We start from the raw sequence: 26,321 nt of genomic DNA, 5'->3' as shown, positions 1-26,321 counted from the left end.
CCTGTGAGGTGTGACACGAGGCGTCACAGTCTCGGGTGCTGCGGGGTCGTATGTATGAGGAGGGCCGAATCATGCATGGTCCCTGGAGCAATCTGCGAGCGCGAGTCTTTCCTGACCACTGGTCGCTGCTGTTCGGCCAGATCGCCTTCTACAGCTTCGTTGTGGTGACGCTCACCGGCCTCGTGCTGATGGTGCCGTACGAACCGTCGGTCCAACACGTTGTGTACGACGGCCCGTACACACCGCTGCACGGCGTACAGATGTCGCAGGCCCTCGATTCGACGATGTCGATCAGCTTCGAGATGCGCGGTGGCCTGCTGATCCGGCAGATGCACCACTGGGGCGCGCTGATCATGGTGGCGGCGATCCTGCTACACCTGTTGCGGCTGTTCTTCACCGCCGGGTTCCGCCGGCCGCGGCGACTGAACTGGGTGGTCGTCTTCGGGCTGCTGATCATCACGCTGGGCGCCTGCCTCACCGGTACGTCGCTCCCGGACGACATGGCCTCCGGCACGAGCCTCGCCGTACTCGACGGCGTGCTGCAGGCGACCCCGTTCGTGGGTACTCAACTGTCCGCGCTGCTGTTCGGAGGAGACTTCCCCGGCGACGTGATCACGCGGTTCTACCCGCTGCACGTCATCGTCCTACCCGCACTGCTCTTTGCGCTCTTCATCGTCAGCGGGCTTCTCGCGTTGAGGAACAAGCCGGCGCAGTTCGCCGGCCCCGGGCGAACCGAGGACAACGTGGTGGGAAGTCCGGCGGCTGTCGCCGTGGTCAAGGGCGCGGGCCTGTTCTGCTTCGTCACCGGAGTGGTGAGCCTGATGGCCGCGCTGGCGACTATCAACCCGGTGTGGCTGTTCGGTCCGGCCGATCCAGCGAACACGTCGGCCGGAGTCGGTCCCGCGTGGTACCTGGCCTTCCTCGACGGAGCGCTGCGGCTGGCACCGGGATGGGAGGTCGTGTGGTGGGGCAGGACCATCAGCTTCGCCATCCTGCTCCCGGTTGCGATCTGCACGCTGTTCCTCGCGCTCGTCGGGATCTACCCGTTCATCGAGGAGCGAGTGACCCGCGACCGACGGGAGCACAACCTGCTCGAACGCCCCCGCAGCAACCCGATCCGCACCGGCATCGGTGTGGCCGGAGTCGTTTTCTACGGCGTCCTCTGGGCCGCGGCCGGCGCCGACACGATGGCCGTCCAGTTCCACCTGTCGGTGAACGCGCTGATCCACCTGTTCCAGGCGTTGCTGATCCTCGGCCCGCCGATCGCCTTCACCATCACCCGTCGCATCTGCCTGGGCCTGCAGCAGCAGGACGCGGAGGTCGTCAAACACGGCATCGAGACCGGCCAGATCACCCGCACCCCGGACGGCGGGTACGTCGAGAAGCACCGCCCGATCACCGCCTACCGGCGTTTCCACCTCACCCGAAGGTGACTCGCGTCAGACGGAGCGGGTGGCTACCAGGTCGCAGAGGGTGTCGAGGGCTTCCCGGCCGGGGCCTTCGGGGAGCGTGCTGAGGAGCTTGCGGGCGTCGGCGGCACGGCGGCGTACGTCGTCCTCGGCCTGCTGGAAGGACGGGTGGGAGCGGAGCAGGTCCAGCGTCTCGGACAACCGCTCGTCGTCGGAGAGGTCGGAGTCCAGCAGATCCAGCAGCCGGGCGTCCCTCGGATCCGTGGGATCTGCCTGGGCGCGGAAGATCAGGACCGGGAGCGTCGGCACGCCTTCACGGAGATCCGTGCCAGGCGTCTTGCCGGACTGGTCGAACTCGGAGGCGATGTCGAGCAGGTCGTCGGCGAGCTGGAAGGCGACGCCGATCTCCTCGCCGAACGCCCGCAGCGACTCCTGCACTTCCTCCGACGCACCGGCGTACCGGGCGCCGAAGAGGGCGGACGTCGCGATCAGCGAACCGGTCTTGTCGGCGACCACCGACAGGTAGTGCTTCAACGGGTCCTGGCCTTCGCCGACACCCATCGTCTCGCGGATCTGCCCCTCGACCAGCCGGCCGAAGGTGCGGGCCTGGATCCGGACCGCTTCCGGCCCGAGGTCCGCGACCAGGTCCGACGCGCGGGCGAACAGCCAGTCGCCGGACAGGATCGCGACCGAGTTGTCCCAGCGCGCGTTCGCGGTGGACGAGCCGCGCCGCAGCGCCGCCTCGTCCATCACGTCGTCGTGGTGCAGCGTCGCGACGTGCGTGAGCTCGACGACGACCGCCGCCTTCACCACCTCGTCGGACGCGACATCAGCGCCGAACTCGGCGCCGAGCAGCACCAGCAGCGGCCGGAACCGCTTGCCACCGGCAAGCATCACGTGCTGGGCGGCCGCGGTGACGAACGGCGCCTCGGACTGGGTCGCGTCGAGCAAGGCCTGCTCGACCCGTTCCAGCCCAGCACGAACCCGGGACTCGAGCGCCGCGTCGGCGAACTCGAATCCCAGGCTCTCGGCCGGCAGCGGGGTCGGACTCAACGGATGAACTCACCAGCTCGGGCCGCCAGGTCGAGGACCGGTCCGGGAACCAGACCGAGAACCACCGTGGCGGCGAGACCCAGCGCAACGGCCGACGTGGTCTGCCAGCCGGGCAGCGCCACGTCCGGCGCGTCGGCCGGCAGGTCGGAGAAGAACATCAGCACGATCACGCGGACGTAGAAGAACGCGGCCACCAGGCTCGACAGTACGGCGACGACGACCAGCGGCCACGCGCCGCCGGTCCAGGCCGCGCTGAAGACCGCCCACTTGCCGGTGAAGCCCGCGGTCAGCGGGATACCGGCGAAGGACAGCAGGAAGAACGCGAAGATGCCGGCCAGCAGCGGCGACTTCTTGCCCAGGCCCGCCCAGCGGGACAGATGGGTCGCCTCGCCCCCGGCGTCGCGCACCAGCGTGACGACGGCGAACGCGCCGATGGTCGGGAAGCCGTACGAGACCAGGTAGAACAGCACCGCCTGGGTCGACGTGATCCCGTTGTGTACGCCGCTGCCCGCCTGCGCGAGGCCGACGAACGCGGTCAGCAGGAAGCCTGCGTGCGCGATCGACGAGTACGCCAGCATCCGCTTCACGTCGGTCTGGGTGATCGCGACGATCGAACCGATGACCATGGTGAGGATCGCGACGATCCACATCATCGGCGCCCAGTCCCAGCGCGTGCCGCCGAGGGCGACGTAGAAGACCCGCATCAGACCGACGAACGCGGCGATCTTGGTGCAGGCCGCCATGAAGCCGGTGACCGGCGTCGGGGCGCCCTGGTACACGTCCGGGGTCCAGGAGTGGAACGGTACGCCGCCGACCTTGAACAGCAGGCCGACACCCACCAGGCCGGTCCCGGCCAGCAGGATCGTGTCGCCACCGGTCTGGGTGGACAGCGCGTCCGCGATCCCGCCGAGCGACATGGTGCCGGCGTACCCGTAGAGCAGCGCGATGCCGAACAGCAGGAACGCCGACGAGAACGCACCGAGCAGGAAGTACTTCATCGCGGCTTCCTGCGAGATCAGCCGGCGACGACGCGCCAGGCCGCAGAGCAGGTACAGCGGCAGCGAGAAGACCTCGAGCGCGACGAACAGCACCAGCAGGTCGTTCGACGCGGCGAACAGCATCATGCCGCCGACCGCGAACAGGGTCAGCGGGAAGATCTCGGTGTGCTCGATCCGGGCCGCCGTACCCTCCCGCTCGGCCTCGGAACCCGGTACGGCGGCCGCCTGGCCGGCGAACGCGGACAGGCCGCCGTCGATCGACCGCTCGGCGAACAGCAGCACGCTGATCAGCGTCAGCGCCAGCAGGATCAGCCAGGTGAACAGCGCGGGGCCGTCCACCGAGATCGCACCCTGCGCGGCGATCAGTTCCTTGTTGTCGTTCATCAGGATGCCGGTCAGGACCCCCGACACGACCACGGCGACCACCGTGATCGACAGCTGCACCAGGTGCCGCAAGGACCGGGGCAGGAACGCCTCGACCAGGACGCCGACGCACGCCGCACCGAAGACGACGAGCAGCGGAGCCAGCTCGTTGTACTCGATCTTCGGCGCCGTGAAGTCCGCCAGCGGCAGCAACATCGCGCTCACTTCTGTCCCTCCGTCACGGGGATCTGCGGTGCCTTGTCGGTCACGCCGACCCGCTGCATGGTCGATTCGACCGCGGGCTTGATGATGTCGACCACGGGCTTGGGGTAGATACCGAAGCCGATGATCAGGATCACCAGCGGCGCGATCGCGAGCACCTCACGCGGGTTCAGGTCCTTCAGTTTCTCGATCCCGTCGCGGACCGGACCGGTCATCGTGCGTTGGTACATCAGCAGGATGTACAGCGCGGCCAGCACGATACCGAGTACGGCGATCACCGCGATCACCTTGTGCCGGCTGAACGTCCCGGCCAGCACCATGAACTCGGAGATGAACGGCGACAGACCGGGCAGCGCGAGGCTGGACAGGCCGGCGAACAGGAACGTGCCGGCCAGCACCGGTGCCACCTTCTCGACCCCGCCGTAGTCGGCGATCCGCGCGGACCCGCGCCGGGAGATCAGGTATCCGGCGACGAGGAACAGCGCCGCGGTGGAGAGACCGTGGTTGAACATGTACAGCGTCGACCCGGTCAGGCCCTGCGACGTCAGCGCGAAGATACCCATCACGATGAAGCCGAAGTGCGAGATCGAGGTGTACGCGATCAGCCGCTTGATGTCGGTCTGCCCGATCGCCAGCAGCGCGCCGTACAGCACCGAGATCAGCGCGAGCACCAGCACGACCGGGGTGGCCCACTGGGACGCGTTCGGGAACAGGCCCAGGCAGAACCGGATCATCCCGAAGGTGCCGATCTTGTCCAGGATGCCGACCAGCAGCACCGACGTACCCGGCGTCGCCTCACCGGCCGCGTCCGGCAGCCAGGTGTGGAACGGCACCATCGGCGCCTTGACCGCGAACGCGAACATGAAGCCGAGGAACAGCCAGCGCTCGGTGTTCTGGCTCATGTCCAGCTTCACCATGTCGGACAGCAGGTACGACGGGGCGCCGTGCTTGGCCGAGACGACGTACAGGCCGACGACCGAGGCCAGCATGAGCAGACCGCCGAGCAGCGAGTACAGCAGGAACTTCACCGCGGCGTACGAACGCTGCGGACCGCCGAAGCCGCCGATCAGGAAGTACATCGGGATCAGCGTGGCCTCGAACAGCACGTAGAAGAGGAACACGTCGGTCGCGGCGAACACGCCGATCGACAGTGCCTCCAGGCCGAGGATCCAGGCGAAGAAGGACTTCTCCGACCAGCGGCCGTTCTGTGCGTCGTTCCAAGACGCGATGATCACGATCGGCGACAGCAGCGCGGTCAGCACCACCAGCACCACGCCGACACCGTCGAGGCCGAGCGCGTAGTGCGCGCCGAAGGCCTTGATCCAGGTGTACGTCTCGGCGTAGTCGTCGGCGCCGTTGCGGTGGTAGCCGATCGCAACGATCACGGTCAGCACCAGCGTGACGAGCGAGAACCCGAGCGCGATCTGCTTGGCCAGCAGGCCTTTCGCCTTGGGCACCAGCATCGTCGCGACGGCCCCGACGAATGGCAGGAGCAGTAACAGGGTCAGCCAACCGATGTTCACGACAACCTCACCGCGAGGAGGGCGACGACCACGAATGCGGCGCCGAAGACCATGCTGAGTGCGTACGAACGGACGAAGCCCGTCTGGAACCGGCGGAGCCGGCCGGACAGTCCGCCGAAGAGTGCGGCCAGGCCGTTGACCAGGCCGTCGACGCCCCGGTTGTCGAGCCAGACCAGGGTCCGGGTCAGGTACTGGCCCGGGCGCATGAAGAGGGCCTCGTTCAGTGCGTCGCCGTACAGGTCACGGCGCGCGAACGTGGTGATCGGCGAGCCGGCCGGCGCCTCGCGCGGGATGTCCCGGCGGTACATCAGCACCGAGATCGCGATGCCGACGGCAACGACCGCGAGCGTGATGATCGTCATCACGGTCGCACTCAGCCGAGCGTGCTCCTCCTCGTGACCGACGACCGGGGTCAGCCAGTCGACGATCCAGTGGCCGGCGAAGTACAGCGCACCGCCGCCGAGGGAGAGCGCGGCCAGGATGATCAGCGGCCACGTCATCACCTTGGGCGACTCGTGCGGGTGCACGTCGTCGTCCCAGCGCTTCTTGCCGAAGAACGTCATCATCATCACCCGCGTCATGTAGAACGCGGTGATACCGGCGCCGAGCAGCGCACAGAGACCGATCACGATGTTGTCCGCGAACGCGGCCTCGATGATCTTGTCCTTGCTGAAGAAGCCGGCGAACGGCGGGATGCCGAGGATCGCCAGGTAGCCGAAGCCGAACGTCACGAAGGTGACCTTCATCGCCGTCCGCAGGGCTCCGTAGTGGCGCATGTTCACGTCGTCGTTCATGCCGTGCATAACCGATCCGGCGCCGAGGAACATGTTGGCCTTGAAGAAGCCGTGGGTGAGCAGGTGGAAGATCGCGAACACGTACCCGGCCGGGCCGAGGCCGGCGGCCAGCATCATGTAGCCGATCTGGCTCATCGTCGAACCGGCCAGCGCCTTCTTGATGTCGTCCTTGGCGCAACCGATGATCGCGCCGGCGAGCGCGGTGACCGTACCGACGATCACCACCGCGGTCGAGGCGGCGTCGGACTGCTCGAAGATCGCGTGCGAGCGGACCACCAGGTAGACGCCCGCGGTGACCATGGTCGCCGCGTGGATCAGCGCCGACACCGGGGTCGGGCCTTCCATCGCGTCCAGCAGCCAGGACTGCAGCGGCACCTGCGCGGACTTACCGCAGGCGGCCAGCAGCAGCATCAGGCCGAGCAGTGTGGCCCAGGTCTTCGACAGGTGCTCGGCGCCGGCGTTCACGGTGCCGAAGGCCGAGGAGCCGAACAGCGCCCACATGCTCATCACCGCGAGCGAGAGGCCGATGTCACCGACCCGGTTCACCACGAACGCCTTCTTCGCGGCGACCGCTGCCGTCGTCTTGTACTGCCAGAAGCCGATCAGAAGGTACGACGCCAGACCGACGCCCTCCCAGCCGACGAAGACCAGCAGGTAGTCGGCGGCCAGCACCAGCAGCAGCATCGAGGCGATGAACAGGTTCAGGTACCCGAAGAACCGCCGCCGGCGCTCGTCGTGCTCCATGTAGCCGATCGAGTAGATGTGGATCAGCGAACCCACACCGGTGATCAGCAGCACGAACAGGATCGACAGCGGGTCGATCAGCAGGGTGAAGTCGACCGTGATGTGGCCGACCGAGAACCACTCGAACAGCTTGACCGTCTCGGACCGCTCGCCGTCGGGCTTGCCGCGCATCTGGAAGAACAGCACGACGCCGAAGGCGAAGGAGATCAGCGGCGCCAGCGTGCCCAGCAGGTGACCCCATGCGTTGGTGGCCTTGCCACCGAGCAACAGGATCGCCGCGGACACCGCCGGTACCGCGACCAGCAGCCACGTCAGCTCATGACTCATCGGTGCTTACCTCAGTACTTGAGCAGGTTGGCGTCGTCGACCGAGGCCGAGCGACGGGTGCGGAAGATGGCCATGATGATCGCCAGCCCGATCACGACCTCGGCCGCGGCCACCACCATCACGAAGAAGGCGGCGATCTGACCGTCGAGGTTGCCGTGCTGGCGGGCGAAGCTGACGAACGCGAGGTTGGTCGCGTTCAGCATCAGTTCGACGCACATGAAGACGACGATCGCGTTCCGGCGTACCAGCACGCCCAGTGCGCCGATGCTGAAAAGAATCGCCGCAAGCACGATGTACGGCTCGGTGCTCACTTGTCGTCCTCCTCTGCCGGGTACTCGCCTTCGCTGATTTCCCGGACCGTCTCGATCTCTTCGCGCTCCTCGGTTTCGGGGAACACGGTGCCACGTGCCTGGAGCACGCGCGAAACCGAGGTCGGTGCGATCGACCCGTCGGGCAGCAGCGCCGGCGTGTCGACGGCGTTGTGCCGGGCCAGTACGCCGGGGGTCGGCAGCGGACCAGGGTGGATGCCCTGCTCGGCGTACTTGCGGATCCGCTCCTCGGCGTGGTCACGCTGGGTGCGCTTCTTGGTCAGCCGCTCGCGGTGGGCCAGCATCATGGCGCCCATCGCCGCGGTGATCAGCAGCGCCGAGGTGACCTCGAACGCCCAGACGTACTTGCCGAACAACAGCGCCGCGATCGCCTTCGGGTTCCCGTCCGGCTGCGCGTCGGCCAGCCCGGTCGGGTGCCCGAACGTCGCGTTGCCGACGGCGGCGACCAGCAGTACGCCGAACGCGATGAACGCGATCCCGGCCAGCAGCCGCTGACCGCGGATCGTCTCCACCAGCGAGTCCGAGGCGTCGACGCCGACCAGCATCAGCACGAACAGGAACAGCATCAGGATCGCGCCGGTGTAGACGATGATCTGTACTGCGAACAGGAACGGCGCGTCCTGGGCGGCGTACTGCACCGCGAGGCAGATCATCACGGTCGCCAGCAGCAGCGCCGAGTGCACCGCCTTGCGGACCAGCACCATGCCGATCGCGGCCAGGATCATCACCGGGGCCAGCAGCCAGAACGCGACCTGCGGGCCGGTCACCAGGGTGATCACTTCGCGTCACTCCCCTCGGCCGGTACGGCGGCACCGGTCAGACCGAGGTAGTAGTCCTTCTCGGTCGCGCCGAGCTGCATCTCGTGCGGCGGCTCCTGCATACCCGGCAGCAGCGGCGCCAGCAGGTCCTTCTTCTCGTAGATGAGGGACTCGCGGCTGGTGTCGGCCAGCTCGTACTCGTTGGTCATCGTGAGCGCCCGGGTCGGGCAGGCCTCGATGCACAGACCGCAGAGGATGCAGCGCAGGTAGTTGATCTGGTAGACGCGCCCGTACCGCTCACCCGGCGACATCCGGCCGCCCTCGGTGTTGTCGGCACCCTCGACGTAGATCGCGTCCGCGGGGCATGCCCACGCGCACAGCTCACAGCCGATGCACTTCTCCAGCCCGTCCGGCCAGCGGTTCAGCTGGTGCCGGCCGTGGAAGCGCGGTGCGGTCGGCTTCTTCTCGAACGGGTACTCCTCGGTGAACACCTTCCGGAACATCGTCCGGAAGGTGACGCCGAACCCGGCTACCGGGTCCCAGAGGGACTCTTTGACACTAGCCACGGGAGGCTGCCCCCGATTTCGTCTCGGACTGTTGAGTGGTGATCGGTGGTGGAACCGGGAAGCCACCGGCGAAGGCGTCGAATTCCTTGCCGTCGGCAACCTCAGGCTTGTCCTCGTCCTTCGGCTTCTGCGGGACGAACATGCTGATGACCGCGATCACCAGCACCACGGCGGCCGCGACCAGCAGCGTCGTCCGGCTGAAGTTGGTCTCCCGGCCGACCGCGCGGACGGTGGCGACCAGCAGGATCCAGGCCAGCGAGATCGGGATCAGGATCTTCCAGCCGAGCTTCATGAACTGGTCGTAGCGCAGCCGCGGCAGCGTTCCGCGCAGCCAGATGTAGAAGAAGATGAAGGCCATCAGCTTGCCCATGAACCACAGCACCGGCCAGTAGCCGGAGTTCGCGCCGTCCCAGATCGAGATCGGCCACGGTGCCCGCCAGCCGCCCAGGAACAGCGTGGTGGCCAGCGCGGACACGGTCGCCATGTTGATGTACTCGGCCAGGAAGAACATCGCGTACTTGATCGAGGAGTACTCGGTCAGGAAGCCGGCCACCAGCTCGCCCTCGGCCTCGGGCAGGTCGAACGGCGCCCGGTTCGTCTCGCCGACCATCGAGATCACGTAGATCACGAACGACGGGAACAACAGGAACGCGTACCACCCGGGCAGCGGGATCGCCGTCCCGAACCAGTGCACGGTCTGGTGCGACTGCGCGGCCACGATCTCCGAGGTGGACATCGAACCGGCGAACAGGAACACGGTCACCAGGGCCAGCCCCATGCCGACCTCGTACGAGATCATCTGCGCGCTCGAGCGCAGACCGCCGAGCAGCGAGTACGTCGAGTTCGACGACCAGCCGCCGAGCACGATGCCGTAGATGCCGATCGAGGCGACCGCCATCACGTACAGCGCCGAGACCGGCAGGTCGGTCAGCTGCAGCCGGGTGTAGGTGTCGGTCCAGGGAATCCGCACCGTCGGCCCGAACGGGATCACCGCGAAGGTGAGGAAGGCCGGTACGGCGACGATCGCGGGCGCGAGCACGAAGACGAACCGGTCGACGCCCTTCGGCATCAGGTCTTCCTTCAGCATCAGCTTGACGCCGTCGGCCAGCGACTGCAGCAGACCCTGCGGGCCGTGCACGTTCGGGCCGATCCGCTGCTGCATCCGGGCCACGACCCGGCGCTCCCACCAGATGTTGAACAGCGTCAACACCACCAGGAAGACGAAGATGAAGAGGACCTTGATCAGGATCACCCACCAGGGGTCGTGACCGACCCCCGCATCCGGCACGGCGAGTGGGATGGTCATGCGTTCCCTCCGGCGATCGTCACGATCGAGCCATGGTCTGCGTGCAGTGACCGGCGGACGTGGGAGTCGGCCGAGTTGGTCGGCAGCCAGACCACGTTGTCGGTCATCGGGGTGATCACGACCGGCAGCCGGATCGACCCGGCGTCGGTGCTCACCACCAGCTCGTCCCCGTCGGCGACACCGACCCGGCGTGCGGTGGTGAGCGAGATCCGGGCGACCGGCGTACGCGCGGTCGCGGTCAGGTGCGGCTCACCGTCGCAGGCCCGGCTGTCGTCGATCAGCATCCGCCAGGTCGCGAGGCGGGTGGAGTCGAACGCGCCGAGCGCCGGAGCGGCCTGGTACGTCGGCTCCTGCGCACGGTCGCCGTCCCAGCGGCCGAGCTCGTCGAACTCGCGCTTCGCGCCGTCCGGCGTGCTGAACCCGATCGAGCGGCCCATCTCCTGCGACAGCGCGGCCAGCGCGCGGACGTCCGGCATCGCGGTCGGCACCTTGAGCACGACCGGGAACGACCGCTCGCGGCCCTCCCAGTTCACGAAGGTGCCGGACTTCTCCACCGGCGGTACGACCGGGAAGACCACGTCGGCGTACTCGGTCACCTGGGAGTTGCGGACCTCGAAGCTGACCACGAACGGCGCCGCCTCGAGCGCGGCCAGCGCCGCGGCCGGGTCGGGCAGGTCGTCGATCTCGACACCCGCGACGACCAGCGCCTGCAGCGATCCGGCGTTGGCGAGGATCTCCGTCAGGTCCTTGCCGGTCTCGGCCGGCAGGTGCTCCACGTCCCAGGCGGCCTGCAGGTCGACCCGCGCCTGCGGGTCGGTCACCAGGCGGCCACCGGGCAGCAGACCCGGCAGGCAGCCGGCCTCGAGCGCGCTCCGGTCACCCGCACGGCGCGGGATCCAGGCCAGCTGCGCACCCGTGTCGAGCGCCAGCCGCAGCGCGGCCGAGTACCCGCCCGGGACGCTCGCCAGCCGCTCGCCGACGACGATGATCGAGTCCGTACCGAGCGCGGCCCGGGCAGGTGCGCCGGCCTCACCGGCGTTACCGAGATCCCCGAGTACGGCGGCCTCGGTACCGGGCGATGTCAGTACGGCGACGCCGTCCAGCTTCTCGATGCCGCGCGAGCGGTGCGCCGCGACCGTGAACACCTTGGTCCCGTGCGTCCGGACGCCCTTGCGGACCCGGAGGAAGACCGACGCTGCCTCTTCCTCGGGCTCGAACCCAGCGAACAGCACGGTGCCGGCGTTCTCCAGATCGGTGAACGTCGTACCCAGACCCGTGCCGGCCACCGCGGCGGCGAGGAAGTCCGCCTCCTCCGCGGAGTGCGGCCGGGCCCGGAAGTCGATGTCGTTGCTGCCCAGGGCGACCCGCGCGAACTTCGAGTACGCGTAGGCGTCCTCGAGGGTCAGCCGGCCACCGGTCAGCACCGCCGCGTTGCCGCGGGCCGCGTTCAGCTTCTCGGCCGCGAAAGAGAGTGCCTCCGGCCAGGACGCCGGCCGCAGCTCGCCGTCCTCGCGGATCATCGGGTGGGTCAGCCGGTCGCCGGTGGTCGCGTACTGGAACGCGAACCGGTCCTTGTCGGAGATCCACTCCTCGTTGACCTGCGGGTCGTCGCCGGCCAGCCGGCGCATCACCTTGCCGCGCCGGTAGTCGATCCGGATCGCCGCACCGGACGCGTCGTGCTCGGCCACCGACGGCACCGACACCAGGTCGAACGGCCGCGAGCGGAAGCGGTACGCCGCACTGGTCAGCGCACCGACCGGGCAGATCTGGATCGTGTTGCCGGAGAAGTAGCTCTCGAAGGGCTCCTTCTCGTAGATACCGACCTGCTGCAGCGCGCCGCGCTCGATCAGCGCGATGAACGGGTCACCGGCGATCTGCTCGGAGAACCGGGTGCAGCGCGCGCAGAGGATGCAGCGCTCGCGGTCCAGCAGGACCTCGGCCGAGATGTTGATCGGCTTCGGGTAGGTCCGCTTGACCCCGTGCGACTCGTGGAACCGGGACTCGCCGCCGCCGTTGGACATCGCCTGGTTCTGCAGCGGGCACTCGCCGCCCTTGTCGCAGACCGGGCAGTCCAGCGGGTGGTTGATCAGCAGGAACTCCATGTTCCCGTGCTGTGCCTTGTCGGCCACCGGCGAGCTCACCTGGGTGCGGATCACCATGCCGTCGGCAACCGTCAGCGTGCAGGACGCCTGCGGCTTCGGCATACCGCGGCCGTTCCCCGCGTCGGTGACCTCGACCAGACACTGCCGGCAGGCGCCGACCGGGTCGAGCAGCGGGTGGTCGCAGAACCGCGGGATCTGGATGCCGATCTGCTCGGCGGCCCGGATCGCCAGGCTGTTCTTCGGAACCTTGACCTCGATGTCGTCGATGGTCACGGTGACCAGGTCGGTCCGCTCCACCTCCGACCCGGCCGGCGGGTTCGCTTGGATCGTCATGCGCTAGCTCCAGCGGTCGCGAAGACAGTGCTTGCCATCGGGTCGAACGGGCAGCCGCCGTTCTCGAAGTGCGCCAGGTACTCGTCCTTGAAGTGCTGGATCGAGCTGGTGATCGGAGCGGTCGCACCGTCGGCCAGCGCGCAGAACGAGCGGCCGGTGATGTTCTCGCACAGATCGAGCAGCGTGACCAGGTCTTCCTCGGTGCCGTTACCTGCTTCGAGGCGCTCGAGGATCTGCACCAGCCACCACGTGCCCTCACGGCAGGGCGTGCACTTGCCGCAGGACTCGTGCTTGTAGAACTCGGTCCACCGCAGTACGGCGCGGACCGCGCAGACCGAGTCGTCGAAGATCTGCAGGGCCTTGGTGCCCAGCATCGACCCGACCGACCCGACGCCCTCGTAGTCCAGCGGTACGTCGAGGTGCTCGGCCGTCAGCAGCGGCGTGGACGAACCACCCGGCGTCCAGAACTTCAGCGTGTGGCCCTCGCGGACGCCGCCGGCGAGGTCGATCAGCTCGCGCAGCGTGATCCCCATCGGGGCTTCGTACTGGCCCGGGCGGACGACGTGCCCGGACAGCGAGTACAGCGTCATGCCCTTGGACTTCTCGGTGCCCATCGAGCCGAACCAGTCCGCGCCGTTCTTGATGATGGCGGGAACCGACGCGATCGACTCGACGTTGTTGATAACAGTGGGGCAGCCGTACAGGCCCGCGACCGCGGGGAACGGAGGGCGCAGACGAGGTTGACCGCGACGTCCTTCGAGCGAGTCCAGCAGCGCCGTCTCCTCGCCGCAGATGTAGGCGCCGGCGCCGGCGTGCACGACCACGTCGAGGTCGTAGCCGGTACCGAGGATGTTCTGGCCGATGAAGCCGGCGTCCTTGGCCTCCTGCACGGCCTGCTGCAGCCGGCGGATCACGTGCAGCACTTCACCGCGCACGTAGATGAACGCGACCGACGCGCGGATCGCGTACGACGCGATGATGACGCCCTCGACCAGCGTGTGCGGCGAGGCCATCATCAGCGGGATGTCCTTGCAGGTGCCCGGCTCGGACTCGTCCGCGTTCACCACCAGGTACTTCGGCTTCGGGTTGTCCTGCGGGATGAACGACCACTTCATCCCGGTCGGGAAGCCCGCGCCGCCGCGGCCGCGCAGACCGGAGTCCTTGACGGCGGTGACGACATCGGCCGGCTGCATCCCGAGCGCCGTACGGAGGGCGTCGTACCCGCCGGAGCGCTGGTACGACGACAGCTGCCAGGACCTGATCTGGTCCCAGTTGTCGGACAGCACCGGGGTCAGCGTGTCAGTCATGGTCAGCCCTCCTTCTGGGTGTCGGCGTTGGCGGAGCCGCCGGGGGCGGTCCAGTTGCGTTCGCGGGCCAGCCGGAGACCGGCCAGCGACGCCTTACCGCCGGTCGGGCCCTCGTCGGCGCGACCGTCGGAGAAGCCGGCCAGCACCCGCTCGGCCTCGCGCCAGGTGCAGATCGTGGCGCCACGCGGCGACTTGACCTCGTTGCCCTCGCGCAGGTCGTCGACCAGCTGGGTGGCGGTCTCCGGCGTCATGTCGTCGAAGAACTCCCAGTTGACCGTCATCACCGGCGCATAGTCGCAGGCCGCGTTGCACTCGATGTGCTCGAGGGTGATCTTGCCGTCCTCGGTGGTCTCGTCGTTGCCGACGTCGAGGTGCTGCTTGAGCCGGTCGAAGATCAGGTCGCCGCCCATCACCGCGCACAGCGTGTTCGTGCAGACGCCGACGTGGTAGTCGCCGACCGGACGGCGCTTGTACATCGTGTAGAAGGTCGCCACCGCCGACACCTCGGCACCGGTCAGCCCGAGCAGGTCGGCGCAGATCTCGATGCCTTCCGGGGTGACCCGGCCCTCGACCGACTGCACCAGGTGCAGCATCGGCAGCAGCGCCGACTGGGCCTGCGGGTACCGCGCCATGATCTCGCGCATCTCCGCGATCGTGGCGTCGGTGATCTTCGAGTCACCGGTGCTGTACGGCACCGGCTTGTCGGTAGCAGTCGCGTGGTTCTCGGCCATTTAGCGGTCCACTCCACCCATCACCGGGTCAAGGCTGGCGACGGCGACGATCACGTCGGCGACCTGGCCGCCCTCGCACATGATCGGCATCGCCTGCAGGTTTGCGAAGGACGGGTCACGGAAGTGCACCCGGTACGGCTTGGTGCCGCCGTCGGAGACGACGTGCGCGCCGAGCTCACCGCGCGGCGACTCGATCGCCACGTAGGCCTGGCCGGCCGGCACCCGGAAGCCCTCGGTGACCAGCTTGAAGTGATGGATCAGCGCTTCCATCGACTCGCCCATGATGTGCTTGATGTGGTCGAGGGAGTTGCCCATCCCGTCGGCGCCGACGGCCAGCTGGCTCGGCCAGCCGATCTTCTTGTCGGCCACCATCACCGGCTGGCCTTCCATCTTCTCCAGCCGGTCGGCGCACTGCTCGACGATCTTCAGCGACTCGTGCATCTCCTGCAGCCGGACCCGGAACCGTCCGTACGAGTCCGAGCTGTCCCAGGTCGGTACGTCGAAGTCGTAGGTCTCGTAACCGCAGTACGGCTGGGTCTTGCGCAGGTCCAGCGCGTAACCGGTCGAACGCACCGTCGGGCCGGAGATGCCGAGCGCCATGCAGCCGGCCAGATCCAGGTAGCCGACGTTCTGCAGCCGCGCCTTGAAGATCGGGTTGGCGTTGCAGAGCTCGGCGTACTCCTTGAGGTGCTTGTTCATCCAGGTGATGTACTCGCGGATCTTGTCCAGCGCACCCGGCGGCAGGTCCTGCGCGACACCGCCCGGGCGGATGAACGCGTGGTTCATCCGCAGGCCGGTGATCAGCTCGAACAGGTCGAGGGTCTTCTCGCGCTCGCGGAAGCCGATCGTCATCACGGTCAGCGCGCCGATCTCCATACCGCCGGTGGCGATACAGACCAGGTGGCTGCTGATCCGGTTGAGCTCCATCAGGAGCACCCGCATCACGTTCGCCTTGTCCGGGATGTCGTCCTCGATCCCGAGCAGCTTCTCGACCGCGAGGCAGTACGCCGCCTCGTTGTAGAACGGCGACAGGTAGTCCATCCGGGTGACGAACGTGACGCCCTGCACCCAGGAGCGGAACTCCATGTTCTTCTCGATACCGGTGTGCAGGTAGCCGATGCCGCAGCGGGCCTCGGTCACCGACTCGCCCTCGAGCTCGAGGATCAGCCGGAGCACGCCGTGCGTGGACGGGTGCTGCGGGCCCATGTTGACGACGACGTGCTCTTCCGGCTCGTCACCGAGACCGGAGACGACCGAGTCCCAGTCCTGACCGGTGACGGTGAAGACCTTGCCCTCGGTGGTGTCCCGGGTCGTCGCGTACGGATCTGTTGTGGTCATTAGTTGTACGACCTCCGCGTGTCGGGCGGTGGGATGACAGCGCCCTTGTACTCGACGTCGATACCGCCGAGCGGGTAGTCCTTGCGCTGCGGGTGGCCCGGCCAGTCGTCGGGCATCTGGATCCGGGTCAGCGCCGGGTGTCCGTCGAAGACGATGCCGAAGAAGTCCCAGGTCTCGCGCTCGTGCCAGTCGTTGGCCGGGTAGACCGAGACGATCGACGGGATGTGCGGGTCCGCGTCGGGCGCCGACACCTCCAGCCGGATCCGGCGGTTGTGGGTGATCGACAGGAAGTGGTAGACGGCGTGCAGCTCGCGGCCGGTCTCCTCGGGGTAGTGCACCCCGCTGACACCGGAGCAGAACTCGAACCGCAGCGCCTCGTCGTCGCGCAGGTGCTGGCAGACATCGACCAGGTGCTCACGCTTGATGTGCAGGGTCAGCTCGTTGCGGTCGACCACGACCTTCTCGATCGCGCCGTCACCGACCAGGCCTTCGAGGCGGTCGACGGCGCCGTCGAACCAGGAGCCGTACGGCTTCGGCGTACTGCCGGGCAACGCGATCTGGCGCTTGAGCCGGCCGAAGCCGGAGGTGTCACCGGTACCGCGGACACCGAACATGCCCTCGCGCTGCTCGATGACCTCGGCCTGCGGCGTCTGCGCGTCACTGGCGGCCGACGTCGCCGGCAGGTTCTCGGGTTGCGTGTCGCTCACCGGAGCAAGCCCTTCATCTCGATCGTCGGCGCGGCGACCAGGGCCGCGGCCTCCTGCTCGGACTGCAGCGCCTTCTTGTGCGCGCCGAGCTTCATGTGCTGGATCTGGTCGTGGATCTTCAGGAACGCGTCCAGCAGCATCTCCGGCCGCGGCGGGCAGCCGGGCAGGTACATGTCGACCGGTACGACGTGGTCGACGCCCTGGACGACCGCGTAGTTGTTGAACATGCCGCCCGACGACGCGCACACGCCCATCGCCAGCACCCACTTCGGGCCGGGCATCTGGTCGTAGATCTGGCGCAGTACCGGAGCCATCTTCTGGCTCACCCGGCCGGCCACGATCATCAGGTCGGCCTGCCGCGGCGACGCCCGGAAGACCTCCATGCCGAACCGGGCCGCGTCGTACCGCGGCGCGCCGGTCGTCATCATCTCGATCGCGCAGCAGGCCAGCCCGAAGGTTGCCGGCCACAACGACGCCTTACGCATATAACCCAGCAGGCCCTCGACCGTGCTCAGCAGTACGCCGGCCGGAAGCTGTTCTTCAAGACCCATGTCAGTCCCACTCCAGTCCGCCACGACGCCACACGTACGAGTACGCGATGAAGACGGTGACGATGAAAATGACCATCTCGACCAGCCCGAACAGTGCCATCTGGTCGAAGGCCACCGCCCACGGGTAGAGGAAGACGATCTCGATGTCGAACACGATGAACAGCATCGCGGTGATGTAGTACTTCACCGGGAAGCGCCCACCACCGACCGGCTGTGGGGTCGGCTCGATGCCGCACTCGTAGGAGTCCAGCTTGGCCCGGTTGTAGCGCTTCGGGCCGACCAGCGCGCTCACGGTGATGCTGCCTGCGACGAAGAGCGCCGCGAGCACACCAAGAGCGAGAATCGGTGTGTAGGGGTGCATCGCTGGGTGCTCCCTCCTTCAGCCGGTTGATTCTGTCGATCGGGTCAGCCCGGGATTACCAGGACTGTGTTATCAGTAGCGCTGTGGCTCAGCTCACTCGCCCCGCCGGTTACGCGGCCGGTGCGAGCTTCGTGAGACCGTTGATGATCTTGTCCATCACGTCCCCGTCCCGCGGGTCGGTGAGGTTCGCGAGCAACTTCAAGGTGAACTTCATCAGCGTGGTGCGCGGCAGACCGTACTTCGTGCACAGCCGCATCACCTCCGGATTTCCGATCAGCTTCACGAAGATCCGGCCGAGCGTGTAGTAGCCGCCGTACTCCTGCTTCAGCGCCTTCGGGTACGCCGTCAGCGCGCGCTCCCGCTGGTTCGGCTGCCGGCGCAGCGCCTGGGCGGCGACCTCGGCGGCGAACGCCCCGGACTCCATCGCGTACGGGATGCCCTCGCCGTTGAACGGGTTGACCATGCCGCCGGCGTCGCCGAGCAGCATCAGGCCGCGGGTGTAGTGCGGCTGCCGGTTGAAGCCCATCGGCAGGGCAGCGCCGCGGATCGGGATGGTCTGGAACTCGTCGCGGAACTGCCACTCCTCGGGCGTGTTCTTCAGCCACGCCTTCAGCAGGTCGGCGTAGTCGACCTTGCCGAACGCGTCCGAGGTGTTCAGGATGCCGAGGCCGACGTTGACCGTGCCGTCGCCCATCCCGAAGATCCAGCCGTACCCCGGCAGCAGCACCTTCCCGCCGGGCTGCTTCGGGTCGTCGGCCCACAGCTCGAGCCAGGACTCGAGGTAGTCGTCGTTGGTCCGCGGGCTGGTGAAGTACGTCCGGACCGCGACACCCATCGGCCGGTCGTCGCGCTTGTGGATGCCCATCGAGACGCTGAGCCGGGACGAGTTGCCGTCGGCCGCCATCACCAGTGGCGCCCGGAACTCGAGGTCGGCACCGGCCCGGCGGCCGTTGTCGTCGACCGGCTTCGCGGTGACGCCGACGATGAAGCCGCGGTCGTCGAGGATCGGGGCGCCGACGTTGGTCCGCTCGCGCAACCGCGCCCCGGCCTTCACGGCCTGCCGGGCGAGCATGTCGTCGAAGTCCATCCGGTTGCGGGTCAGGCCGTAGTTCGGGTGGCTGGCCAGATCCGGCCAGTCGAGCTGCAACTGGTGCCCGGCGCCCTGGATCCGCAGACCGTAGTTGCGGATCCAGCCGGCCTCTTCGGAGATGTCGATGCCCATGTTGATCAGCTGCTTGGTGCCGCGCGGGGTCAGCCCGTCACCGCACACCTTCTCGCGCGGGAACGCGGTCTTCTCCAGCAGCAGCACGTCGAGTCCGGCGTTCGCCAGGTGGTACGCCGCCGCTGATCCGGCGGGCCCGGCACCGACGACGATCACATCGGCGGTCTCCACCTGCTGCGCGCTCGGCACGCTCTGGCTCATCTCGATTCCTGGCCTGGCTGAGGGGGCTGGTGCGCTCGTGAATCGCTTCACGAGCACTCGTCACTTGACAGTCTAGGACTGCCTGACGCGGACACGAAACTCGCCCCAACCCCCTTGCTGGCAAGCAAATTACGCATAATTTCCGTTGCGTAATTAAACAGGCTTCACTCCCCGGTGGATGGCGACCAGGCCGCCGGTCAGGTTGCGCCACTGGACGTGGGTCCAGCCCGCCTCCTGGATGGTCCGGGCCAGCGGCTCCTGCGGGAGCCACGCGCGGGTCGACTCGGCCAGGTACTCGTACGCCTCGGGGTTGCTCGAGACCACCTTCGCGACCGCCGGTACGGCGCGCATCATGTACTCCAGGTACACGACCCGGAACGGCTTCCAGGTCGGATGCGACTGCTCGAGTACGACGAGGCGCCCGCCGGGACGGGTCACCCGGAGCATCTCCTTCAGCGCGACCGAAACGTCGTTCACGTTCCGTAGCGCCCACGAGATCGTCACCACGTCGAAGGTGTCGTCGGCGAACGGGAGCCGGAGCGCGTCGCCGGCGATCAGGTCGAGCTCGGGGTGGCGGCGCTTGCCGACCCGGAGCATGCCGACCGAGAAGTCGCAGGACACCACCTCGGCGCCGGCCTCGCGCAGTTTGATGCTGGACGCACCGGTCCCGGCCGCCAGGTCGAGGATCTTCATCCCCTTCCGCGGCGCGATCTCCTTGAAGGTCTCCGGTCGCCAGTAGTGCTTCTCCAGACCCATCGTCGCGACCGCGTTGGTCCGGTCGTACCCCTCGGCCACGTTGTCGAACATGGCCGCCACGGCATGCGGTTCTTTGCTCAGGTCTGCGCGCGTCACCTGTCTAGTTCATCACGGGTGAGGCGGTGCGCTGTCCGGCAGGCATACGCTTGCATCTCGTGAGTACATCTCTTGGGAGCCGTCCGGCCGCCGCAACCCGGGGCCGCAGCACGCGCGAGGAGTGGTCCCGTGAGTTTGTCTGAGCCGGTTCGCGACCAGGCTCCGCGCCTGGTGATCCGCAGCCAGGTGGTCGACGACGTGTCCGCGCAACTGCTGGACCATCTGCCCGCCGAAGGGGGACTCGCCTGGGTCCGGCGGGGCGACGGCCAGGTCGGCTGGGGCGTCGCCGCCCGGCTCGACGTTGCCGGTGGCAACCGCTTCCAGGACGCGATGCGCTGGTGGCAGGAGATCACGGCGGCGGCAGTGGTCCGCGACGATGTCGGCGTACCAGGGTCGGGACTGGTCTGCTTCGGATCGTTCGGCTTCACCGACGAGGACCCGAGTGTTCTGGTCGTCCCGGAAGTCATCGTCGGCCGTCGTGCCGGGACGACCTGGGTGACGACGGTGTCGCCGGCGAGTTCGTTGCCCGCGCCTCCTGAGCTGGTCAAGCACGAGCCGTCGCCGGTGTACGACGTGACGTTCGCGGACGGCGCCCGTACCGGGACCGCGTGGTCGAGCATCGTCGCCGAGGCGGTACGCCGGATCACCGCCGGCGAGCTGGACAAGGTGGTGCTCGCGCGCGACCTGATCGCGATCGCGGAGCAGCCGATCGATCTGCGCTGGCCGCTGCACCGGCTCGCGACGTCGTACCCGAACTGCTGGACGTTCTCCGTCGACGGTCTGATCGGCGCGACTCCGGAGCTGCTGGTGCGGCGGGAGAAGGGCCTGATCACGTCGCGTGTGCTGGCGGGGACGATTCGCCGTACGGGCGATGACGCGCACGATCTGGCGTTGGCCGCGTCGCTGGCGCGGTCGTCGAAGGACCTCGAGGAGCACGAGTACGCCGTACGCTCCGTGGCCGAGGCGCTCGAACCGCACTGCAAGTCGATGAACGTGCCGGAGACGCCGTTCGTCCTCCACCTGCCGAACGTGATGCACCTCGCGACCGACGTCGCCGGCGTCGCGAACAACGGCGCGTCTGCTCTCGGTCTCGCCGCCGCGCTCCATCCGTCGGCGGCGATCTGCGGTACGCCGACGCCCGTCGCGCGCGACCTGATCGGCGAGATCGAGGGCATGCAACGCGGCCGCTTCAGCGGCCCGGTCGGCTGGATGGACGCATCCGGCGACGGCGAATGGTGCATAGCCCTCCGCTGCGGCCAGGCCGACCCCGAAAACCCCCGCCGCATGCGCCTGTTCGCCGGCGCCGGCATAGTCGCCGGCTCCAACCCCAACGCCGAACTAGCCGAAACCAACGCCAAACTAGTCCCCATGCGAGACGCCCTAGGCGACTAGGCAAGCCCCCGCGTACAACCGCCCGCCGACGGTGGCTCGTGTGGTCCGGCAGACCGGATGCCAGGCTCGGGAAAGTGCCGAGCACCCGCATGCGTTCACCCAGCCCATCAGTACGTACGGCTTGAACCAACTGCCTCAACCGACCGTGGAAGTAGGTGCACGGTCGGCTGAGGATGTGTTCGGGGGCGAACTAAGCTGGCTGGGGCGAGCGCCTGAGTGGTTCCGGTGAACGACGCATTGGGAGACTGACAAGTGAAGTTGACGAAGTTCGCGCATGCTTGTGTTCGGTTGGAGAAGGACGGGAAGGTTCTGCTGATCGATCCCGGATCGTTCAGTGAGGATGCGGCGTTCGAGAAGGCTGACGCGATCCTCGTCACGCACGAGCATCAGGACCACCTCGACGTCGACCGTGTCGCCGCGCTCGACGTGCCCGTCTACACCAACGCCGGCGTCGCCGCGCAGCTCACCGCGCTGGGTGAGCGGGTGCACGTGGTCGAGGGCGGGCAGTCGTTCGACGCCGCCGGTTTCTCGGTGAGTGCCTACGGCAAGGACCACGCGGTGATCCTCCCCGAGTGGGGCGTACCGTGCGAGAACATCGGCTTCCTCGTCGACGACGCCGTCTACCACCCGGGCGACTCGTTCACCCAGCCCGACCGCGCCGTACACACCAACCTCGTGCCGATCTCCGGCCCGTGGTTCGCGCTGCCGCCGGCCGTCGAGTACGCGCGGTCGATCAAGGCCCAGCAGACCATCGGCATCCACGACGCGCTGCTCAGCCCGATCGGTCAGAGCATGTTCTCGCGCTTCCTGAACGCCGACGACCGCCCCTACCTCGGCCTCGCCCCGGGCGAATCCACCGAGCTCAGCTGAAACCTCCGCAGATCCACCACAGTCTCGAACCCGAGCTGCTGGTACACGCGATGTGAGTGCGGATTGCCGAGGTCTGTCCGCAAACAGACCTCGGCCGCCCGCAGGTTGTCCACAAGCTGCCCGGTCAACGCACTCCCGTACCCCCGCCGCCTGTACTCCGGCGGCGTGTAGATCGGCCCCAACCGCACAACCCCGCCCCGCACCGGCCGATGCCCCGCCATCGCCACTACAACCCCGCCGTCCTCGAGGACCCACAATCGCGCGCCGTCGATCAACCGCCGCACCTGATCCCTGACCGCGAATCGACGGGCTGCGGCCGCACTCACCCCGTCGATCGTGGGACGTACCAACGGACGCGGCATCGTCCAACCGCGGAGCTGGTCCTCTTCAGCGATCATCGCGTCCAACCACTCCGCGCACAGCTCAACCTCGTCGGACCCGGCCAGCCGCGCCCGCCCCGAGCTCACCGGCACCTTCAATTCGCCCAGCCGATACAGCCGTACGCCGCCCCGCTCCTCAACCTGCTTGCCCACAGCAACAGCCCACGCCTCGGCAAAGGCCCCGGCAACCTCACCTTCCCCCTCGACCGCCGACGACTCCGGCGCCACCTCAAGCAACCGCGCAACCAACTCCCCCACCCCGACGACCGCACCGAGCCGAATCCCCCGCGGCTCCCGCGCCACCGCGAACCCGCCATCCGCCGCCTCGACCAGCACACCTCCGGCGTCCAGCTCCTCCAGCAGTACGACGTGCCGGACCGGCTCAATCGAACGCATAACCAACCAGGTCCCGCACACCCCGGAACCCAATGGCCGCATAGATCCGGTTCGACGTCGGATTCGCAAGATCCGTGAACAAACACACCTCATCACCGGCACCGCGCAACCGCCGACTCACCTCCGCCGTCAGCGCACTCGCATACCCCCGACCGCGGTACTCCGGTGGCGTGTACACCGGACCGATTCGCGCCGCACCGAACACCGGCTCCTGGTGACCAACGACACTGACGATCCGCCCGCCGTCCTCCCACACCCACACGCGATCCCGCTCGATCCGCTGCCCGATCCAGCGCCGATCCGCCGCCTCGCCCTCACTCGGATGCCCGGACTCGGCGCGGAAACCCGAGAACATCAGCCCGACCACATCCAGATCGTCCACCGTCGCGAGACGCGGCGCACCATCCGCCTTCTGCTCGACGAAGTCACCGAGCTGATGCAGCCGAGCCCGCTCCGTCTCACGAAACGCCCGTCCGGTGCGTACGGCGTACTCCTCCGCGAACAACCGCGCCGAGTCCTCCGGCCCGACCACCCCGATCGCCCGCGGCGAGGCCTCAGCCAGTACGTCGACCACCACCGGCACGAGCTCCACCGGGAGATCAGCAAGGTTGATGCCGCGCAACGTCGTACTCAGCACCACGCCGACCACCTCGTCGCCATCGTGCACCGAGACGAACACTGGCGGCTCGGGATCGTCCATGATGCCGTGGACGCGGTCCACGATATTGGTCAGGATCGTCGAATTTCGGACCGGATCGCCTTGCAGAAAAGGGAATACGAGCTCCTTGAACGCGGCCGGATCGCTGGTGGTGCGGACGATCATGCTGAGAACGCCATTTCGACGAAGTCGGCGACCGGGCGGTATCCCGCGCGCTGGTAGATCGAGTTGGACGTCGGATCGGCGAGGTTCGTGTAGAGGCAGGCCTGATTGCCGGCGGAGAGGAGATCGGCAGACACGTGACTGGTCAGAGCGCCGGCGTACCCGTGCCGCCGGTGCTCGGGCGGCGTGTACACCGGCCCGACGCGGCAGACGCCGAAGACCGGCAGGTGATGAGCGACCATGCTCACCGGTTCCTCGTCGGCCGTCCAGAGCCACAGCCGCCGTTCACGCAGGTGCAGCCTGGACCAGTCCAGGTAGTTCCCCCCGATCTCCTGCGCGAACCCGTCCGCTCCCCACGCGGCCACCATTTCGACATCAGCCGCGGTCATGAGGCGTGGCCGACCGTCCGCCGGCAGCGGCGACAAGGTGTCCAGCTTGTGCAGACGTGCGGCCCTGACCTCGGTCGCCCTGCGCCCGCGCCGCGCACACCACCGATCGGCGAAGCGGGCGGCGACAACACGATCGCCCGCCACCCCTGGCGCGTGCGGCAGCACTTCGAGCAAGGCGTCCGCGACGATCTCGGCGTACTCCGGCCGCAGCGCACCGAGGTACACCAGACGGCCTGGCGCTCGCATCGCAGCGCCTACGACTGCGTCGTCGGGTCCGTCGTGCACGGAGACGAAGTACGCCGGGTCCGACCGTGGACTGTCGGCGTGTTCTTGCACGCTGGTCAGGATGATCAGGTGCCGGACCGGATCACGTTGCAGGAAAGGGAATGCGAGATCCCGGTACGCCAACGTGTCCGACGTGAGCTGCGCTCTCACGTACTGAACTCGACATCGATGAAGTCGGCCACGGGTCGGTAGCCGGCCTCGTGGTAGATCTTGTTGGAGGTCGGGTTGGCCAGGTCCGTGTACAGGCAGGCCTGGTTGCCGTCGGCAAGGATTAGCGCGGAGACATGGCTGGTGAGCCCACCGGCGTACCCGTGGCGTCGGCGCCCCGGCGGCGTGTAGACCGGACCGACGCGGCAGACGCCGAAGAGCGGGAGGTGGTAGCCGACCATGCTCACCGCCTCGCCGTCGACCTCCCACATCCACATCGTCCCCTCCGCCAGGCGAGCGACGGCCCACTCGTGGTGGCCGGTCGACAGCTCTTCCGCGAAACCGTCCTTGCCCCAGGCGGCGACCAGGTCGATGTCGTCGGGGCGCATCGGGCGCGGCGTACCTCCGTCGGCCGAGAGCGGCGTGAAGTCGATCAGCTTGTGCAGCCGGGTGCCGCGCGTCTCCGTCAGGTTTCCGCCGCGCCGCTCGACCCACCGCTCCGCGAACCGGCGCGCGGCAGGCTTGTCGCCCGCGACGCCGGAGAGTTCGGCGAGTACGTCGGCGTACGCGTCGGCGATCGGCTCGGCGAGGTCCTCGTGGAGGGCGCCGAGGTACACACCGCGGCCCGGCGTACGCATCGCGACGCCGATCACGTCCGGGTCGTGCACGGAGACGAAGTACGACGGCTCCGACTCGGCGCGCGCCGTACCGTTCGCGCGCTCGTGGACGTTGCTCATGATGATCGTGTGCAGCACCGGATCCTGTTGCAGGAAAGGGAACACGGTCTGCTCGAACGCCTGCGGATCGCTCGTCACCCGGACATCCATGGCCCGGATCGTACGCCTGGGGACGCGTGCGGGTCGTCCGGATTTACACTGCGAACATGTCCACCACGCGGTTGTTGCTGCTCGGCGTCGTGCGGATCTTCCAGCCGGCGTACGGGTACCAGTTGCGGCGCGAGCTGATGACGTGGAACGTGCAGGCGTGGGCGAACATCAACCCCGGCTCGATCTACACCGGCCTGCGGACGCTCGCCAAGCACGGCTACCTGCTCGAACTGGAGCAGGACGGGGCGCATCGGCCCGGGCGTACGTCGTACAAGCTCACGTCGGACGGCGAAACGGAGTACTTCTCGCTCCTCCGCGGCATGCTGTGGACCGTCGACGGCTTCCACCCCGACAAGATGCAGGCCGCGCTGGCCTTCCTGTGGTCCCTGCGTCGCGACGAGGTCCTGGTCGCCCTCGAGGCACGAATCACCCAGCTCGAGGCCTGGCTCAAGTCCCAACCCTTCTCCGAACGCCAGATCCTCGAGGACCCCGGCACCCCCAACCACGTCGTCGAGATGTTCCGCATCACCACCGCCCGCGACAACGGCGAACTCGACTGGACCCGCCAGTTCCACACCCGGATAAAATCCGGCGCCTACGCCTTCGCCGGCGAACCCGCCGACTGGGCCCCCACCCCCGGCATGATCACCCACTGGGGCGAAATCCCCGACCCACCCACCACGTGAATCGCCCGACCGCCCTCAGCTAATCAACATTG

Annotated in this window: 25 protein-coding genes; 4 read left to right on the top strand and 21 right to left on the bottom strand. The window is 67.9% G+C overall.

The features are described from left to right. Window positions 1-71 precede the first annotated feature (71 nt). The gene (gene qcrB / locus FDA38_RS25755) at window positions 72-1,433 is read left to right on the top strand and encodes a cytochrome bc1 complex cytochrome b subunit (protein ID WP_137256616.1); all 1,362 of its coding nucleotides are present in this window, start codon (window positions 72-74) and stop codon (window positions 1,431-1,433) included. Window positions 1,434-1,439: 6 nt separating this feature from the next. On the opposite strand, the gene FDA38_RS25750 is transcribed toward qcrB, so the two are convergent. The 17 genes from FDA38_RS25750 to FDA38_RS25670 all read right to left on the bottom strand — a co-directional run bounded on the left by FDA38_RS25750 (window position 1,440) and on the right by FDA38_RS25670 (window position 20,097). Continuing rightward, the gene (locus FDA38_RS25750; protein WP_137256615.1) at window positions 1,440-2,462 is read right to left on the bottom strand and encodes a polyprenyl synthetase family protein; all 1,023 of its coding nucleotides are present in this window, start codon (window positions 2,460-2,462) and stop codon (window positions 1,440-1,442) included. Then, the gene (gene nuoN, locus FDA38_RS25745) at window positions 2,459-4,039 is read right to left on the bottom strand and encodes an NADH-quinone oxidoreductase subunit NuoN (RefSeq protein WP_137256780.1); all 1,581 of its coding nucleotides are present in this window, start codon (window positions 4,037-4,039) and stop codon (window positions 2,459-2,461) included. The genes FDA38_RS25750 and nuoN overlap by 4 nt, the downstream gene beginning before the upstream one ends. 5 nt (window positions 4,040-4,044) lie before the next feature. Next, window positions 4,045-5,568 carry an NADH-quinone oxidoreductase subunit M gene (locus FDA38_RS25740; protein ID WP_137256614.1) on the bottom strand — a complete coding sequence of 508 codons (1,524 nt, stop codon included), beginning with the start codon at window positions 5,566-5,568 and terminating at the stop codon, window positions 4,045-4,047. Beyond that, a complete protein-coding gene (gene nuoL / locus FDA38_RS25735) occupies window positions 5,565-7,433 on the bottom strand; it encodes an NADH-quinone oxidoreductase subunit L (RefSeq protein WP_137256613.1) in 1,869 nt (622 codons plus the stop codon). The genes FDA38_RS25740 and nuoL overlap by 4 nt, the downstream gene beginning before the upstream one ends. 11 nt (window positions 7,434-7,444) lie before the next feature. Then, entirely contained in the window at window positions 7,445-7,744 is a 300-nt protein-coding gene (gene nuoK / locus FDA38_RS25730) for an NADH-quinone oxidoreductase subunit NuoK (protein WP_130441814.1), read from the bottom strand. Beyond that, a complete protein-coding gene (locus tag FDA38_RS25725; RefSeq protein WP_137256612.1) occupies window positions 7,741-8,541 on the bottom strand; it encodes an NADH-quinone oxidoreductase subunit J in 801 nt (266 codons plus the stop codon). The genes nuoK and FDA38_RS25725 overlap by 4 nt, the downstream gene beginning before the upstream one ends. Continuing rightward, window positions 8,538-9,086, bottom strand: coding sequence for an NADH-quinone oxidoreductase subunit NuoI (nuoI, locus tag FDA38_RS25720; protein WP_137256611.1), 549 nt, complete (start codon window positions 9,084-9,086; stop codon window positions 8,538-8,540). Before nuoI ends, FDA38_RS25725 begins: the two co-directional genes overlap by 4 nt. Continuing rightward, complete coding sequence (gene nuoH / locus FDA38_RS25715; protein ID WP_137256610.1) at window positions 9,079-10,392, bottom strand: NADH-quinone oxidoreductase subunit NuoH; 1,314 nt, start codon at window positions 10,390-10,392, stop codon at window positions 9,079-9,081. Before nuoH ends, nuoI begins: the two co-directional genes overlap by 8 nt. Continuing rightward, entirely contained in the window at window positions 10,389-12,827 is a 2,439-nt protein-coding gene (locus FDA38_RS25710) for an NADH-quinone oxidoreductase subunit G (RefSeq protein ID WP_137256609.1), read from the bottom strand. The genes nuoH and FDA38_RS25710 overlap by 4 nt, the downstream gene beginning before the upstream one ends. Next, window positions 12,824-14,134: an NADH-quinone oxidoreductase subunit NuoF gene (nuoF, locus tag FDA38_RS25705; protein ID WP_137256608.1), complete on the bottom strand. Its 1,311-nt coding sequence runs from the start codon at window positions 14,132-14,134 to the stop codon at window positions 12,824-12,826. The genes FDA38_RS25710 and nuoF overlap by 4 nt, the downstream gene beginning before the upstream one ends. A gap of 2 nt (window positions 14,135-14,136) precedes the next feature. After that, the gene (gene nuoE, locus FDA38_RS25700; RefSeq protein ID WP_137256607.1) at window positions 14,137-14,865 is read right to left on the bottom strand and encodes an NADH-quinone oxidoreductase subunit NuoE; all 729 of its coding nucleotides are present in this window, start codon (window positions 14,863-14,865) and stop codon (window positions 14,137-14,139) included. Then, the gene (locus FDA38_RS25695; RefSeq protein ID WP_137256606.1) at window positions 14,866-16,203 is read right to left on the bottom strand and encodes an NADH-quinone oxidoreductase subunit D; all 1,338 of its coding nucleotides are present in this window, start codon (window positions 16,201-16,203) and stop codon (window positions 14,866-14,868) included. Further along, entirely contained in the window at window positions 16,203-16,910 is a 708-nt protein-coding gene (locus FDA38_RS25690; RefSeq protein ID WP_137256605.1) for an NADH-quinone oxidoreductase subunit C, read from the bottom strand. The genes FDA38_RS25695 and FDA38_RS25690 overlap by 1 nt, the downstream gene beginning before the upstream one ends. After that, the gene (locus FDA38_RS25685; RefSeq protein ID WP_137256604.1) at window positions 16,907-17,461 is read right to left on the bottom strand and encodes a NuoB/complex I 20 kDa subunit family protein; all 555 of its coding nucleotides are present in this window, start codon (window positions 17,459-17,461) and stop codon (window positions 16,907-16,909) included. Before FDA38_RS25685 ends, FDA38_RS25690 begins: the two co-directional genes overlap by 4 nt. A 1-nt stretch (window position 17,462) precedes the next feature. Next, complete coding sequence (locus FDA38_RS25680) at window positions 17,463-17,822, bottom strand: NADH-quinone oxidoreductase subunit A (protein ID WP_137256603.1); 360 nt, start codon at window positions 17,820-17,822, stop codon at window positions 17,463-17,465. A gap of 109 nt (window positions 17,823-17,931) precedes the next feature. Next, complete coding sequence (locus FDA38_RS25675; protein WP_137256602.1) at window positions 17,932-19,245, bottom strand: geranylgeranyl reductase family protein; 1,314 nt, start codon at window positions 19,243-19,245, stop codon at window positions 17,932-17,934. Between the two features lie 153 nt (window positions 19,246-19,398). Next, window positions 19,399-20,097, bottom strand: coding sequence for a demethylmenaquinone methyltransferase (locus FDA38_RS25670; protein ID WP_137256601.1), 699 nt, complete (start codon window positions 20,095-20,097; stop codon window positions 19,399-19,401). Window positions 20,098-20,226: 129 nt separating this feature from the next. Here FDA38_RS25670 and FDA38_RS25665 point away from each other — a divergent pair, with 129 nt between their 5' ends. Both FDA38_RS25665 and FDA38_RS25660 read left to right on the top strand, forming a co-directional pair. Beyond that, entirely contained in the window at window positions 20,227-21,489 is a 1,263-nt protein-coding gene (locus FDA38_RS25665; RefSeq protein ID WP_137256600.1) for an isochorismate synthase, read from the top strand. 252 nt (window positions 21,490-21,741) lie between these two features. Then, the gene (locus FDA38_RS25660) at window positions 21,742-22,359 is read left to right on the top strand and encodes an MBL fold metallo-hydrolase (RefSeq protein WP_137256599.1); all 618 of its coding nucleotides are present in this window, start codon (window positions 21,742-21,744) and stop codon (window positions 22,357-22,359) included. On the opposite strand, the gene FDA38_RS25655 is transcribed toward FDA38_RS25660, so the two are convergent. The 4 genes from FDA38_RS25655 to FDA38_RS25640 are packed head-to-tail and all read right to left on the bottom strand — an operon-like array spanning window position 22,317 to window position 25,603. After that, window positions 22,317-23,135, bottom strand: a complete 819-nt coding sequence (locus tag FDA38_RS25655) for a GNAT family N-acetyltransferase (protein WP_137256598.1) — start codon at window positions 23,133-23,135, stop codon at window positions 22,317-22,319. The genes FDA38_RS25660 and FDA38_RS25655 overlap by 43 nt on opposite strands. Next, the gene (locus tag FDA38_RS25650) at window positions 23,122-23,958 is read right to left on the bottom strand and encodes a GNAT family N-acetyltransferase (RefSeq protein WP_202877809.1); all 837 of its coding nucleotides are present in this window, start codon (window positions 23,956-23,958) and stop codon (window positions 23,122-23,124) included. The genes FDA38_RS25655 and FDA38_RS25650 overlap by 14 nt, the downstream gene beginning before the upstream one ends. After that, entirely contained in the window at window positions 23,955-24,779 is an 825-nt protein-coding gene (locus FDA38_RS25645) for a GNAT family N-acetyltransferase (protein WP_137256597.1), read from the bottom strand. The genes FDA38_RS25650 and FDA38_RS25645 overlap by 4 nt, the downstream gene beginning before the upstream one ends. Beyond that, complete coding sequence (locus tag FDA38_RS25640; protein WP_137256596.1) at window positions 24,776-25,603, bottom strand: GNAT family N-acetyltransferase; 828 nt, start codon at window positions 25,601-25,603, stop codon at window positions 24,776-24,778. Before FDA38_RS25640 ends, FDA38_RS25645 begins: the two co-directional genes overlap by 4 nt. A gap of 56 nt (window positions 25,604-25,659) precedes the next feature. Between FDA38_RS25640 and FDA38_RS25635 the strand changes: the two genes are divergently transcribed. Then, window positions 25,660-26,289 (top strand): PadR family transcriptional regulator, encoded by a 630-nt coding sequence (locus FDA38_RS25635; protein WP_137256595.1) that lies wholly within the window; start codon window positions 25,660-25,662, stop codon window positions 26,287-26,289. Window positions 26,290-26,321: the final 32 nt, after the last annotated feature.

Source organism: Kribbella jiaozuonensis, from assembly GCF_005233875.1.
Classification (GTDB): Bacteria; Actinomycetota; Actinomycetes; order Propionibacteriales; family Kribbellaceae; genus Kribbella; species Kribbella jiaozuonensis.
Note: the sequence above shows the minus strand (reverse complement) of the source record. Positions and strands in the feature narration are given on the sequence as shown.

Bases quoted from the DNA above. Each gene is read 5' to 3' on its own strand.
- qcrB (WP_137256616.1), top strand. From the start codon at position 72: ATGCATGGTCCCTGGAGCAATCTGCGAGCGCGAGTCTTTCCTGACCAC.
- FDA38_RS25640 (WP_137256596.1), bottom strand. From the start codon at position 25,603: ATGGATGTCCGGGTGACGAGCGATCCGCAGGCGTTCGAGCAGACCGTG.
- FDA38_RS25675 (WP_137256602.1), bottom strand. From the start codon at position 19,245: ATGAGCCAGAGCGTGCCGAGCGCGCAGCAGGTGGAGACCGCCGATGTG.
- FDA38_RS25650 (WP_202877809.1), bottom strand. From the start codon at position 23,958: ATGATCGTCCGCACCACCAGCGATCCGGCCGCGTTCAAGGAGCTCGTA.
- FDA38_RS25655 (WP_137256598.1), bottom strand. From the start codon at position 23,135: ATGCGTTCGATTGAGCCGGTCCGGCACGTCGTACTGCTGGAGGAGCTG.
- nuoN (WP_137256780.1), bottom strand. From the start codon at position 4,039: ATGTTGCTGCCGCTGGCGGACTTCACGGCGCCGAAGATCGAGTACAAC.
- nuoE (WP_137256607.1), bottom strand. From the start codon at position 14,865: ATGGCCGAGAACCACGCGACTGCTACCGACAAGCCGGTGCCGTACAGC.
- FDA38_RS25695 (WP_137256606.1), bottom strand. From the start codon at position 16,203: ATGACCACAACAGATCCGTACGCGACGACCCGGGACACCACCGAGGGC.
- FDA38_RS25685 (WP_137256604.1), bottom strand. From the start codon at position 17,461: ATGGGTCTTGAAGAACAGCTTCCGGCCGGCGTACTGCTGAGCACGGTC.
- nuoF (WP_137256608.1), bottom strand. From the start codon at position 14,134: ATGACTGACACGCTGACCCCGGTGCTGTCCGACAACTGGGACCAGATC.
- FDA38_RS25680 (WP_137256603.1), bottom strand. From the start codon at position 17,822: ATGCACCCCTACACACCGATTCTCGCTCTTGGTGTGCTCGCGGCGCTC.
- nuoH (WP_137256610.1), bottom strand. From the start codon at position 10,392: ATGACCATCCCACTCGCCGTGCCGGATGCGGGGGTCGGTCACGACCCC.
- nuoL (WP_137256613.1), bottom strand. From the start codon at position 7,433: ATGAGTCATGAGCTGACGTGGCTGCTGGTCGCGGTACCGGCGGTGTCC.
- FDA38_RS25710 (WP_137256609.1), bottom strand. From the start codon at position 12,827: ATGACGATCCAAGCGAACCCGCCGGCCGGGTCGGAGGTGGAGCGGACC.
- FDA38_RS25635 (WP_137256595.1), top strand. From the start codon at position 25,660: ATGTCCACCACGCGGTTGTTGCTGCTCGGCGTCGTGCGGATCTTCCAG.